Genomic DNA, 14,140 nt, shown 5'->3' with positions numbered 1-14,140 from the left:
TTGAGTGATATAAATTGAAACTATATTTTCTAAATATTCTCTATATTGGATGTTTAGTTTCACATAATGGCGGATGCAATTAGCTGCTGCTCTTGCCGATGGATACCTATTTCATTGGCATAGTGGTGCCACTGGCGCGTCACCTTTTGGATCTGATCAAGAATTAGCCGTGCCTCACTTGGTGAGAGCTGAAAATAGGGCGAAACATCCAGCGCTAACTCTAAATCCAACGCATTGGAGTACTCGTCGATATTTAAATGCAGCCCTGCAGCCCCTAGCGAGATATTGATATCGTAGGCGGGCGATAGTCGCCAGCCGCTACTATTTTCTGCCAACAAGAAACCATGGTTGCGCAGATGATCATCAGCGTTTGAGACAAGTATGTTGAACACCATTCTGCACCAAAGCTGATGCAGATCCTGCTGAGTATTGGCTCCTTGCTCGATAAGAAACTGGGCCAGCTCAAGATAGCTCGCGCCTGCATCACCATCGTAATAACCTAGCTGAGTCATCGCTGAACTAAAGTGCCGACGTAAGCTGCCAACACGGTCAAAGCGTTGGGTTAGAAAGGTATGGTGAGTGCTATTGAACCGCTGAAGTCGGCATGGCGCCATTTCGATGCCCGCATCCACCGCCATGCGATAAAGCAAATATTCCCATGCGCCTAAATCGTAATCGTCATACCGGCTGGGGAATTTTGCTAGCCAGAGATCATCGCCATCCATGACACAGGCTTTTGGCCTCGCCCCGCCCAACGACGAGCCGGGTGAAATCAGCATATTCAGCCACTTTAGATAATTGGGGCTATCCAGGTCAGGCTGTAGCTCTATTTGGCTGACTGCAAACTCCAATTCTCTCAGGCTGGATAATGGCGGCGCAGCCAGCTGCTGATTGTTATCAGGAAAAGGGCCGTCTTCTTGTAACTTAAAACGCAGCCCGCCCATGCGGAACGTATCGTGTACACCGAGGAGGTAGTCGGATTCGTTGAGTTTTACTAAACGCCTACCCTCTTGCCTAGCCACAACCGCATCACGTCGCTGCATGAGCAGGCGCCCCCATCTATCCGGGCAAGAATCAAGGAACACACGGAAGTTGCGCGCGTCATTGTTGAACTGATCTCCCGAAAACAGCTGTAGCTCAGGGTCAATCTGCACAGCAAGCGGAGAGTCGAGCCATGTCTTTGCGTACGCGAAGCGGTAGACTTCGCTGCCCCGAACCAGATCGACTTCCAGCCTCCCAACTAGCTCAGGCGGCTGCATAGCAAGCCAATCGGCATAGACCCATATCGGTTTACTCATGATCAACGCCTGCCTTCAGTGGAAGGGCGATAAACCACAGTGCTAGCGTTTTTCGACTTGATAGAGGCTCTGTTGGTCGTTCTTAGTAGCTCGATATCTTGCAGTTTACGTCCAAACTCATCATCTAATGCTACCTTCGCTAAATCGCTAGCAAGTCCAAGCGACGATAACACCACTAGGTAATGACCCATTGAGACACTGGGCTCACCACGCAGAATATTGCGCAGCGTCGGCATAGAAAGCCCCGTGCGTTCAGATAGCTGGGTCTGGGTGATTTTACGGCGCTTCATGGCAAGCAAGATGTTCTCGCCCAGCGCTTTTAACACCTTGAGATCCTTGGGGAACACAACCGCTGAACGAGATGGCATAAAGCTATACCTTCATTTTTACATTAATTATGAAAGTATAGTTTCATAATTTGCAAGTATCACGATGCTTTTCGGCGCGATAGCGCAACTTACAGTCGTGCTGGAAAGTTTCGGTAGTCTCGGTGATGTCCTCGCTTTCGAGCATAGCAAGTTTACGATGCACGGCGCCCAGCCTTGCACATTATGTTGCGGCAAGGGAAAGTAAGAGCTGTCTTATTGCAACGGGTAGGGGAATAGGGTGACGACTGAGAACATCACGAACTACCATGCCAAGTACTTTGCTTATGAGCTAACTCGCCAGCGGCGAGGTGGTGATGTCGATAGATTGGCAACATCTCTATTTGATGCTTCCGTCGACCTTAATCCCCATCAAATTGATGCCGCCCTCTTTGCGTTACAAAATCCGTTATCAAAAGGCGTTTTACTGGCGGATGAAGTGGGTCTTGGTAAAACCATTGAGGCAGCCCTGGTTATATGCCAGTACTGGGCAGAGCGTCGGCGTCGTTTAATAGTGATTGCGCCAGCCGCGCTACGAAAACAGTGGGCGAATGAACTATCCGAGAAGTTCCACCTGCCTACCCAGGTGCTTGATGCTCGTACCTACAAGCAGCAGCGTGACCAAGGGATATACGATCCTTTAGATCAAGATGTCATCAGTGTGATGTCATACCATTTTGCTGCCAAACTGGAGCCCCAGCTGCGCACCATACCGTGGGATCTCGTCGTCATTGACGAAGCTCACAAACTGCGCAATGCCCACCGTGAAAGTCATCGCACCGGACAGGCTATTAAGCGAACGTTTGCAGGTTGCCGTAAGCTGTTACTCACGGCGACCCCGCTTCAAAATTCATTGATTGAGCTATATGGTCTATCGACCGTAATTGATGAACAGCTGTTCGGGGATGCAATCAGTTTTCGACGTCAATTCATGCGTAATGGTAACGACATTGAGGGGCTGCGCCGTCGCCTTGACGAGTTTGCCAAGCGTACTCTAAGGCGTCAGGTATTAGAGTACGTCCAGTATACTCACCGAAAGGCACTAACGATTCCATTTACCCCCTCACCTGATGAGCAGCGGCTCTATCACTTGGTATCAGGTTATCTGGCACGCGACGACAGCTATGGCGTGCCATCCCGCCAGCGTCACTTGGTCTCGCTGGTCATTCGAAAATTGCTAGCATCATCCACCACCGCCATTATCCAGACCCTAGAAACACTAAAGGAGCGTTTAGAATCGCTCCACAATCAGCATCAAGTTGAGCAAGACTGGCTTGCAACGTTGCTAGCCGATGAATCACTTGATGAAGAGCTGTTGGAATCAGCCGATACCGACGAGGTTGGAGAAGTTAATGCGCAGTATTTGATAGAGCAGGAGATCAATCCAACCCGGTTACAGGGCGAAATCGCTGAAATAGAGCAGTATCTGAGCTTGGCTAAAGGCATCCATGAAGATGCTAAATCCCATGCGTTAGTTACCGCCCTTGAAACGGGTTTCGCCCGTATGGATGAGATGGGAGCACCACGCAAAGCGGTGATTTTCACCGAATCGCGGCGTACGCTTGAGTATTTAAGTCGCTTCCTCGAACGCCATGGCTTTGCTGATCAAGTAGTCACTTTTAGCGGCACCAACAACAGCCCGGGGATAACGGGAATTTACCAGCGTTGGCTAACTGAGCATTCAGGCAGCGATCACATTACAGGCAGCCCTGCTATCGACCGGCGCTCTGCCATCATTGACCATTTCCGTGATAGTGCGCAGATTTTAGTGGCGACTGAGGCTGCCGCCGAAGGGGTCAACCTCCAATTCTGTAATCTAGTGGTCAACTACGATCTTCCCTGGAATCCTCAGCGGGTAGAACAACGTATTGGTCGCTGCCACCGTTACGGGCAGCAGTTTGATGTGGTGGTCGTTAACTTCTTAAATCAGCGTAATGAGGCTGATAAACGCGTTTTAGAGCTATTAAGCGAGAAGTTCCAGCTGTTCGATGGATTGTTCGGCGCTTCCGATGACATTCTTGGCCGATTGGAATCCGGGGTGGACATCGAGAAACGCATTGCTGAAATCTATGCTACCTGCCGCACACCTGATGCTATTGAGGCGGCCTTTGTAGCGCTACGTGAGAAATTAGAGGCCGATATTGATGTCCGCATGCGTGAGACCGAGAGCAAGTTACTTGAGCACTTCGACGAGCAGATTCACGATTTGTTACGAATCCAACGCGACAAAGCTGAGGCTCAGCTTGATCGCACCGGTAAACTTTTTTGGAAACTCACCCGGCACAGCTTAGCCAATCAGGCCGTCTTCAGTGACCGTCATCTCACCTTTCAGCTAAAAGAATCGCCACTAAGTAGTGTACCAACGGGTGAATACTGGTTGATTCGCAAGGAGAAGGGCATTAAGCCACCTGAACATGCCCACATCTATCGGCTCACCCATCCACTGGGTGAGCATGTATTGGATCATGGGCGCCGCCAGGAGACACCTACGGTTACGCTTCGCTTTCAGCTGGCAGATCACCCACTTCGCATATCCGTGCTTGAACAACTGCCGGCCCAAAGCGGCTGGTTGGAGCTAAACCTGCTTGAACTCGATAGCTTCCAACATGAAGAGCACTTGGTATTCACTGGCCTCGCCGACGATGGCACACGTCTTGATCAAGAAGCATGTGAACGGCTGTTCAATATTTCAGCTTTGGTGGAGAAGCAAGCGCCTGAACCTCCAGCAGATTTGGCTCCGCTGGCTAAAAGACAGTTGGATGCCACCCTTAGCCGCGTTCTAGAAGAGAACCACGGCTATTTTCAGCGCGAACGTGACAAACTAGAGGCTTGGGCTGAAGACCAAGTTGCCTCCAGCGAGGCACAACTGGAAGATACGCGGGCTAAGATCAAAGACGCCAAGCGGCGTTCGCGTGTTGCTGAGTCGTTAGAAGAGCAAAAAGCCGCCCAAGAGGTGCTTAAGTCGTTTGAACGACAACAACGGCGGGATCGTCAGTTAATTTTCGATGTGCAAGATGAGATCGAAGAAAAACGTGATGCGCTCATCGACGCTCTGGAGCGCCAGATGCATCGGAAAAGCCAGACCCACCAGCTTTTCCGGGTTCGCTGGGAACTGGCGTGAAAGCAACAGCTACGGATGTGTTTGAATATTCATGGAGCATTCCTGGATTGACCTTATTCGATCAGCTGTTTACACTCTTCGCTAACAACACCCCCCACGCTTCCCGTCAGATCAGCGCACCATGGGGGGTTACTTTTTTGTGAAACTAATGAAATATGAAAAGCCTGCCCTCAGCTATACCAATCAAGTCGTTCGTCTGCGTGAACGAGGTATGCATTTCCAGGATGAGGCGCGAGCTGAGCATTATCTAGGCCATTTGAATTACTATCGACTCGCTGCCTACTGGCTTCCCTATGAGTCACATCACGATAGCCATATTTTTCGGTCAGGCACCCAGTTTGAGACGGTACTAGATCACTATCTATTTGACCGCGAATTACGTTTGCTTTTGCTTGATGCTATTGAGCGAATCGAAGTTTCGTTACGCGGTCATTTTGCCTATCAACTTGGGCATCGACACGGCCCGCATGCTCTCATGCAGTCTTCCCTATTTAAGGACTCAAGTCGCTGGAATTATCGAAGTGGATTGGCTGGCCTCCTCAAGGATGTGCAGGGTAATCGCGAGGTATTTATCCAACACTTCCGCAAGCATTATGATGAACCCCTACCGCCTGTCTGGGCAGTAGTGGAGATTATGAGCTTTGGTCAGCTTTCAAAGTGGCTCCAGCATCTCGCCCATAGCGATGATCGTAATGCCATTGCCAGGGCGTATGGTTTAGATGAGCGAATACTCATATCGTTTTGTCACCACCTATATATCGTGCGTAACCACTGCGCCCACCACGGTCGAGTGTGGAACCGCGAATTAGCGGTGAAGTTTACGCTGCCACGCAATCCAGCGCCTCTTGGTGAGAGCTTAGTCAAGGGAAGAGATGAGTCGGCGCAGCGCAAGCTATATAACACGGCAGTGATGCTTACCTATTTGCTTGATGTCATCAGTGGCCACCATCACTTCCGAGAGCGGCTGGCTGGGTTGATCGAGCAATATAGTATTCACCCGACTAGCATGGGCTTTCCAGAAGGATGGCAACAACTGCCGGTTTGGATGGACAGACTCTCCTAGAGCCTAGCAGTACCGACAGGTATCATCCCTACCAATGATCATCGGCCTACCATAGCGGTTGCCTGAGCTTTTTCAATTATTCTAACTGGCGGGCTTTTCTCGTCAGTTGCACGATCTGATGGATACGAATCAATGGTTGCTACGACTGCAGACGGTCACAAGGAACGCTTTATCAAGCTGCTGCATGAGCTGTTCCAGCTTGATAAGCCAGAGTTGGATTTCGGGCTGTACCGCATCATGCATGCCAAAAGCGACCAACTCTCCCGCTTTATCCGTGAAGACTTAGCCCAGGCGATTGAAGATGCCTTCGCCGAGCAGGGCGATCAGCAACTATCAGCGATGCGTCATGACATTGATGAGAAGCGTAAACAAGCCGAAGAACTAGGTGCTCCAGATCCGGATAGTGCCCCTGCTGTGAAACAGGCCAGGGCGGCTTATCATGTGGCTAAACAGGAGCAGAGTGCTTCGGTAGATATCTACGACCACCTCTACCGCTTCTTTTCACGTTACTACGATAAAGGCGACTTTATGAGCCGCCGCCATCACGTGGCGGAGAATGACAGCCGTGCGGCTCCCTACGCAGTGCCCTACGATGGCCGTGAGGTTTACCTCCACTGGGCCAATAAAGATCAGTACTACGTAAAATCCTCTGAAACCTTAGCCAATTTTACCTTCAACCTGAATGAGGCGTTAAAGACGCTGCAGGGCTCTGCGGCCCAAACAGGGTTAGCGTTCGATTCGACAGACGCTGCCCTCAAAGTACACTGCCGCGTGGTGGATGCTACCGAAGGTGAACACAACGATGTGAAAGAGAGCACCGAACGCTTCTTTATCATCCATCACGATGAACCCATTCGCTTGGATGGCGCCGACCTGGTGCTGCAGTTTGAATACCGCCCTGATCCCGAAAAGTTCGGGCAGAGTGGCACCTGGCAGAAGAAGCGGCTGGTGGAAGCGGAAGAGCTCATTATGGAGGCGCTGCGTGCTACTGATGGTGTCGTCGCCTACCGTGAAAACTTGGCCACCCGTGCGCCCACTGACAAGCAAAAAGAACGCACGCTGCTGGGCAAGTACTTACAGCAGTACACGGCCCGTAACACCATGGATTACTTTATCCACAAAGACCTGGGAGGCTTCCTCTCCCGCGAGCTGGATTTCTATATTAAAAATGAAATTCTGCGGCTTGATGATATCGACGATGTGGATGTATTAATCGTTGAACAACAGCTTAAAAAGATCAAAGTACTGCGTAAATTGGCTAAGAAAATTATTACTTTTCTGGCACAGTTAGAGAGTTTTCAGAAAAAGCTTTGGTTAAAGAAGAAGTTTGTGAAAGAAACCAACTATTGCGTTACGTTGGATAAATTATGTAATCATGAAGATATCTTGTCTGATATTTTTCAGCAAGTTCAGCAGCGTAATCAATGGGAAATTCTGTATTCTTTAGATTTAAATGAGCTTGATTGTGAGTTGAGAAGTGAAGGTGTTAACGAGGTTTTGAAATGTGAAAGGTACCGTTTTTTAATGACTGATACGGCTTTTCTGCCGAAGAACCTTAAAGAAAAAATTGTTAGTATATTGCATGAGGAAAATGATTTTTTAGACGGCGTCTTAGTTAATGCAGATGCCTTTCATGCCTCTCGACTTATGAAAAGTAGTTTCCTGAATAAAGTCGATACCATTTATATAGATCCACCTTACAATACAGGTAAAGATGACTTTATTTACAAGGATGGTTACCAGTCTTCTAGCTGGCTGTCCATGGTGTATGACCGAGTTTTAATTTACAAGGATTTTTTGAAAGAGTCCGGTGGGTTTTTCTCAAGCTGCGATGAAAATGAATTTAAGAATTTTTCTATAATGCTTGAGGATATATTCGGGAAAAGCAATTTTGTTAGTGAATTTGTATGGAAGACGGATGGGAATTTTGATAACCAAGCTAAAGTTAAACTAGCACATGAATATATTTTGTTTTATGCCAAGAATAAAGAGTTTTTGCCATTTCCAAATGCAATTGAAAGCTGGGTCGATGAAAATAGCAAAATTTTTAAAGAAAGTATCGTTAATACAATAGTTAAAAATGGCCCTAAAAACCCTCCAGGGGAAGTTGTTCTTCCTGTAGGATTTCCGTCTAGTGAGGAAAGCTTTTTTTTAAATAGAAAAGAAGTTTTTTGGCCTAAATATAACTCTGATATTAATGTAAGTGATTGGAAATTAACCCATGAAGTTGTAGCTGTTTCTGGGTGGAGCTCGAAAAAATTATTGTTAGATTTTATTGCATCTGGTTTAAATCCAGTATTTGATAATAAAGGTCAAAAAACAGATTTCTATTTAACAAGAAATGGTGCAATTGAATCAAAAAAAATAAGAAGTAAAGATCATGGTCATATTACATCAATTATACAGAAAGTTGGAACAACACAGTCGACTAGTTCATTTCTTAAAAATATGGGAATCTTATATCCAGATTATCCTAAGCCCCTAGGTTTGATGAAACACATAACGAGGATTGTTAAAGACACGAAATTTGTTCTGGATTATTTCGCTGGTTCTGGCTCTACTGCTCATGGACTCATTGAGGAAAAGAGGAATAGAGGTGAAAGTGCTAATTATTGTTTAGTAGAAATGGGGTCGCATTTTGACACAGTAATCAAGCCTCGAATTCATAAGGCAACTTATGCTGAGAGCTGGAAGGAGCAAGTGCCGGAACAGAATGATCAAGGCCAATTGGCAGGGATTTCACATGCTTTTAAATACCTGCGCCTCGAAAGCTACGATGACACGCTCAATAACTTAGATCTAGACGAAGATCCCAAACGCGACGCGTTAATGGAGCAGCATCCAGAGCTGCGCCATGACTACACGCTTAAATACCTACTGGATGTGGAAACTCGCGGCTCGGCCAGCCTGCTGAATACCGAGTGGTTCCGTGATCCTGAAAGCTACATGCTGAAGGTGAAACAGCCCGGCAGTGATGAAAGCCGTAAAACCGCTGTGGATCTGGTTGAGACTTTTAATTGGTTGATTGGCCTGCACGTATCCCATTTGGATAAACCACGCACCTACGTGGCCCGCTTCGAGCGCGAGACCGACCCCGAGCTGCCGGAAGACCAGAACACGCGCCTGAAGGCTGTCAACCTGCGGGAAAATGAAGATGGCGCGTACTGGATTCGCCAAATTGAAGGCCACGTGCGCCGCATACCCGGTAGCGACGAGGAATTAGCTAAAGTGTTGGTGGTATGGCGCAAGCTCACGGATGACCCTGAGAAAGATGCCGCCGTGCTAGAGGCGCTGCTCGAAAAATATAAGATCGGTACCACGGATAGCGAGTTCGACACCATCTATATCAATGGCCCCCATGGCCTGAATTTGTCGGGCCGTGCCCGTGATCGTGTTCATAGCCTGGAAGAAACCTTCCATGCTCGCATGTGGGAAGGGTGTGATGATGACTTCTAAACCTGCCATGCCGACGTGTTGGATCGTTGCTGGCCCCAATGGGGCTGGCAAGACCACCTTTGCCCTGCATTATTTGCCGCAGGTGGCTAAATGTGCACGTTTTATCAATGCCGACTTAATTGCTGCCGGGCTGTCGCCCTTAGCGCCTGAGCGTGAGCTGCTCTCTGCCAGCCGTATTTTTCTCAAGGAAATCGAGGACGCAATTAATGAAGGCGAAGACTTTGCTTTTGAGACAACGCTCTCAGGGCGGGGGTATCTCGGCCTGATAAAACGTCTGATGGAATCGGGGTGGCGGGTCGAACTCGTCTATTTGGCGCTGCCTTCGCCCGAGATGTCGCGTCTGCGTGTGGCTGAGCGTGTCTCTCACGGCGGGCACAATATCCCATTGAAAGATATCCAGCGTCGCTTTCCCCGTAGTCTTAACAACCTGTTGATGCTCTACGCGCCAAGCGTTACCCGTGCACGCTGTTTTATGAACGCGGGAGGAGCCCCTGCGCCGGTTTTTGAGCAAGCGGGCGCGCAGCGTCAGGTGCTTGATGAGCGTTACTACACTTTACTCCTAAAGGAGTCTCAGTCATGACTCAGTTGACCCCCGATACTCACGAGATGCTAGAAAGCTTGCGTTCGGCTGTTGCCGAGACGCTCGATCGTAAACGCCGCCTTGGTCAGTATGCTGTGGTCTGGGAGAACGATAGGCCAGTCCTCATAGGTGATGATGCGCCTACCCAACAGAGTGATGAGCAGAATCGACAGGATCGGGGGTCGCATTAATGGCAGGTAAGCCACGCCAAGCGAAAATCAGAGTACTCAGCGCCAAGAATGACTTTCTCAAAAAACTGGTGCTCAACCAGTGGGTGATGACGCGCTTTGGTATCGACCCGCTTGAGCAGTACCGTGACAAGGGCAGCCAAGTGCGCCCTATCACACTGCTGAATAAAAACCTCAAAGAGAGTCAGCCAGGGCTTACCGCGGATCGACATCATCACTACCTGCACGCATTGCTGGGTGGTTATCAGTCCAGCTGGCAATATAGCGAAGAAGATTTAAAGCGTTTTGATGCCAATATCATCGAGCACACGGATGCCTTGAATCAGCAGCGTGAGGTGGAAGTTGAGTGGAAGTATTTCCAGTGGCTGACGCTGCTATTCGTGGAAGTTTACTTATTCGAATATTTTCGTGACCGTGAGGCGCTAAAAGAGAGCCTTAACGCCCAGGTGGATAGGTTTAACGCTTTTTGGCAAGGGCAGGGGTACCAGACAGGCATTGGCCGATACCAGGACGAAGACCTGAATAAGCTTTGCCTACAAAATGCCACTGGTTCCGGTAAAACGCTGCTGATGCACACGAACGTGCGCCAGTTTCGCCACTATGCCCGTCAACACCAACGCATTGGCGACTACGGCCAGATTATCTTAATCACGCCCAATGAGCGTCTCAGCGATCAGCATTTGCTCGAGTGCCGCGAGTCTAGCCTAGAGGCAGAACGTCTTAGCCAAGATGGAGGAGATCTGTTTAGTGGTGAGCGAAGATCACTCAGCCGCGTTGCCATTAGCGAAATTACCAAGCTCGGCATTGAGCAAGGCAAAAAGAAAATGGCCGTCGACAGCTTTGGTGACGCCAATTTGCTGCTGGTTGACGAAGGGCATCGTGGTTTGGGCTCTGCCAGTGAGGAGAAAGGCTGGCTTTCGCATCGTAACAAGCTGGCGGGTCGTGGCTTCACCTTTGAATACTCGGCAACCTTTAAAGAAGCGGTAGTAGCCGCTGGGGATAATGGGGTTGAGGAGTCTTACGCCAAGAATATTCTTTTCGATTATGGGTACCGCTATTTCTATGAAGATGGCTACGGCAAGGATTACCGTATCTTCAATTTGCCCGAGAAGGAAACTCGGCAGCGTTACACCTACCTGACAGCGGCGCTATTGGCTTTTTACCAGCAGCAGCGATATTTCCGCGAAGAGCACCGAGAGCTAAGCCAGTGGAACCTCGCCGTGCCACTCTGGGTGTTCGTGGGTGCCAGCGTGGTAAAAGACGATGGCAGTAAAGAGAGCGCCAAAAATTACAATGAGCGTGCTTCCGATATCGCGCAGGTGTTGGGTTTTCTAGCGTGGTTTTTGGGCGAAAAAGAGCAAGCTAAGCAAGCGCTCAGTGCTGTTTATCAAGGGGATGCAGCAAGTGCGGGCCTGATTGATAAGCAAGGCAATGAAATTTTCTCTGGAAGCTTTCCGTGGCTTAAAGAGCAGCAACTAACCGTTGACGCTCTCTATAGGGATATTCTTACCCACACGTTTCATGCGGCAGGTGGCGGCACGCTCAATGTTGACCGGATTACCGGCGACTCCGGCGAGCTGCTGCTGAAGGTGGGGGAAGCGGAAAAACCCTTTGGACTGATCAATGTGGGCGACGCCTTGGGCTTGGCTGAACACCTGGAAAGCCACGATATTAAGCACCTGCAGGTTCGTAAGTCTGAACTGGCTAACCCTATTTTTGCCGAGGTTACCCGTGATAGCTCGCCTGTCAATCTACTGATCGGCTCCAAGAAGTTTGTGGAGGGGTGGAACTGCTGGCGGGTTTCCAGCATGGGGCTGATGAATACCGGTAAAAAGGAGGGCTCGCAGATTATTCAGCTCTTCGGCCGTGGGGTACGCCTAAAGGGGCGTGACATGAGCTTGATGCGCTCAAGCCGACTTGATCCGATTCTTGCTCCCAAATACCTTTACTTGTTGGAAACGCTAAATGTGTTTGGCGTTGGCGCCGACTTTATGGCCACCTTCCGTGACTTTCTGGAAGACGAAGGTTTGCCGGGTAACGATAACCCGGAAGTGCATACTCTAAAGCTCAATGTCATGGAGGATGTGGGCAAGTCATTGAAGATGCTGCGGCCTAAAGTGCGCCAGGATACCCGGCAGGCCTACAGCTTTCATCGTGATGGCCCATTGGTATGTTTTGGCCATCCTGCAATGAGTAGTGACTTTCAAAGCGAGTTAGGCCTGACGCCCGACATCGTTCTAAAAGAGCGTCGGGTCGAGCTAGATCGCTATCCCAAGGTAGATAGCATTCAAGCATCGGGTGTGAAAGAAGTTATGGCCAAGCCCGGATTGGCGAAGCAGCAGGCACGCTATTTCGATGATGACCGGCTGCTGTTCCTGGATATGACAGCTTTGGCACGTGACTTGGAGCGTTACCGGCGTAATCGTGGGTACGCGAATGTGTTAATCGATGCTCATCGTTTGCCAGCGCTACTGAAAAGCCAGATTTGGTACAGCTTGTTAGTACCCGATGACCAATGGAAACTCCATGCAGATAACTTTCAACGTTATCAGAGTATGGCGTTAGAGCTGCTATCGCTGCTGTTAGATCGTATCTTCAACTTTCACCGCCGTGCTTACCTAGAGCCACGTATGGAGCTGGTAGCACTTGAGGAAGCGAACGGTAATTTGCCGGCCACTAATGAGTATCAGTTAGTGGTGGATGGCAGTGAGTCGGCGCTGATCGACGATATCAAGCAAATGAAGGCGGCGATTGAGCAGCAGCAAAAAGCGACCTATCGTTCATCCAAAGCAAACGGTGTTAGCGCCGTAAAAATTGGCGCGCATCTCTACAATCCGTTGCTACATCTTGGCAAAGATAGCCGGATCCGCGTTGAGCCGGTTGCTCTCAACGACAGTGAATTCCGTTTTGTGGAAGACCTCAAAGCATGGCTTGAAAGAAACCAGCAGGCCATTGCTGAGCGGGGAGAGCAGGTTTATCTGCTCAGGAACTTGGTAAAGCAGGGTATAGGATTTTTTGAAGCAGGCGGCTTTTACCCTGATTTCATACTTTGGCATGTTAATCAGGATAGGCAGCGTATTGTCTTCGTTGACCCTCACGGTGTACGGCATACTGGGCCCAAAGATGAAAAGATTGAGTTCTCTGAACGCATCAAGGATGTCCAACGGCGGCTGAAGAATGAGCACGTGGAGCTTGAAAGCGTTATCTTGGCGCCATCCAGTACAACAAGCGCGTGGGTTAACAGTCATTGGGGAATGACGGCAGAAGAGCTACGTGCCAAGCATGTGCTGTTCATGTCAGATTCGGACTATTTAGATAGACTTATGCAAATGATCACTGCCCCGGCAGTCCCCAGTTAGTTGCGCTGCCCCTGCTCAGTGCCATTCGAGACGCACTGCGTCTCGAAAGAAAAAATTGGCTTGTGTTTGTACTGGCCGATAGCAAAGGACACCCCATGCCACCCTACGCCACCTCACCTTAACGCTACTGCTCGCTGTGCTGTGTACATTGCTACTCAGCGCCCAGGCAAACGACGCCACCTGGCAAGCACTCCAAGAAGGTGGGTTGGTGATTCTCATGCGCCACTCCCTGGCCCCTGGCATTGGTGACCCGCCGGGCTTTGAACGTGGCCGCTGCGAGACTCAGCGCAATCTTTCTGCGGCTGGTCGTACTCAGGTGCAAGCCGTTGGTCGTGCATTTCGTGCGCGGGATATTCCCATTGCGGCAGTGTATTCATCAAGCTGGTGCCGAGCGCTGGATACCGCTGAGTTGATGGCCGTGAGCCCTGTAGAGCCCACTCCCTGGCTGGGTTCGTTCTTCCGCGGGCGCGGTGATCAGGCGTCAATTACTCAAGCCGCTCAAGAGCAAATCGCTGCATGGCAGGAACCGGGGGATTTGCTGCTGGTTACCCACCAGGTAAATATCACCGCACTGATTGGCGGCGGCGTTGGCTCGGGTGAGATGATCGTGGTGCGTCCAATGGATGAATCGTTGCAGGTCGTGGGGCGGTTAAGCGTTAGCGGCCAATAATTTGCTTCTTATCCGCATGAGACTTTATAAAGTAAAAAAC

9 protein-coding genes are annotated in these 14,140 nt (G+C 49.7%); 7 read left to right on the top strand and 2 right to left on the bottom strand.

Annotated elements, in window-relative coordinates; translation table 11 throughout:
• Positions 1–59: 59 nt before the first annotated feature.
• Together ACQE2I_RS18040 and ACQE2I_RS18035 are read right to left on the bottom strand one after the other, a co-directional pair.
• Entirely contained in the window at positions 60–1,298 is a 1,239-nt protein-coding gene (locus tag ACQE2I_RS18040) for a type II toxin-antitoxin system HipA family toxin (protein WP_427029386.1), read from the bottom strand.
• Positions 1,299–1,300: 2 nt separating this feature from the next.
• Positions 1,301–1,666 carry a helix-turn-helix domain-containing protein gene (locus ACQE2I_RS18035; RefSeq protein WP_427029384.1) on the bottom strand — a complete coding sequence of 122 codons (366 nt, stop codon included), beginning with the start codon at positions 1,664–1,666 and terminating at the stop codon, positions 1,301–1,303.
• A gap of 238 nt (positions 1,667–1,904) precedes the next feature.
• Between ACQE2I_RS18035 and ACQE2I_RS18030 the strand changes: the two genes are divergently transcribed.
• From ACQE2I_RS18030 to ACQE2I_RS18000, 7 genes are all read left to right on the top strand, one after another.
• Positions 1,905–4,784 carry an SNF2-related protein gene (locus ACQE2I_RS18030; protein WP_427029382.1) on the top strand — a complete coding sequence of 960 codons (2,880 nt, stop codon included), beginning with the start codon at positions 1,905–1,907 and terminating at the stop codon, positions 4,782–4,784.
• Between the two features lie 148 nt (positions 4,785–4,932).
• The gene (locus ACQE2I_RS18025) at positions 4,933–5,847 is read left to right on the top strand and encodes an Abi family protein (protein ID WP_427029381.1); all 915 of its coding nucleotides are present in this window, start codon (positions 4,933–4,935) and stop codon (positions 5,845–5,847) included.
• Between the two features lie 132 nt (positions 5,848–5,979).
• Positions 5,980–9,303, top strand: coding sequence for a DNA methyltransferase (locus ACQE2I_RS18020; RefSeq protein ID WP_427029379.1), 3,324 nt, complete (start codon positions 5,980–5,982; stop codon positions 9,301–9,303).
• Entirely contained in the window at positions 9,290–9,883 is a 594-nt protein-coding gene (locus ACQE2I_RS18015; protein ID WP_427029378.1) for a zeta toxin family protein, read from the top strand. Before ACQE2I_RS18020 ends, ACQE2I_RS18015 begins: the two co-directional genes overlap by 14 nt.
• Positions 9,880–10,074 carry a hypothetical protein gene (locus ACQE2I_RS18010; RefSeq protein ID WP_427029376.1) on the top strand — a complete coding sequence of 65 codons (195 nt, stop codon included), beginning with the start codon at positions 9,880–9,882 and terminating at the stop codon, positions 10,072–10,074. The genes ACQE2I_RS18015 and ACQE2I_RS18010 overlap by 4 nt, the downstream gene beginning before the upstream one ends.
• The gene (locus ACQE2I_RS18005; RefSeq protein WP_427029374.1) at positions 10,074–13,430 is read left to right on the top strand and encodes a DEAD/DEAH box helicase family protein; all 3,357 of its coding nucleotides are present in this window, start codon (positions 10,074–10,076) and stop codon (positions 13,428–13,430) included. Before ACQE2I_RS18010 ends, ACQE2I_RS18005 begins: the two co-directional genes overlap by 1 nt.
• Positions 13,431–13,647: 217 nt before the next feature.
• Positions 13,648–14,100, top strand: coding sequence for a histidine phosphatase family protein (locus ACQE2I_RS18000; protein ID WP_427029372.1), 453 nt, complete (start codon positions 13,648–13,650; stop codon positions 14,098–14,100).
• Positions 14,101–14,140: the final 40 nt, after the last annotated feature.

This window comes from Halomonas sp. H2 (assembly GCF_050215315.1).
Classification (GTDB): Bacteria; Pseudomonadota; Gammaproteobacteria; order Pseudomonadales; family Halomonadaceae; genus Vreelandella.
This window is presented reverse-complemented; position numbering and strand designations above follow the sequence as displayed.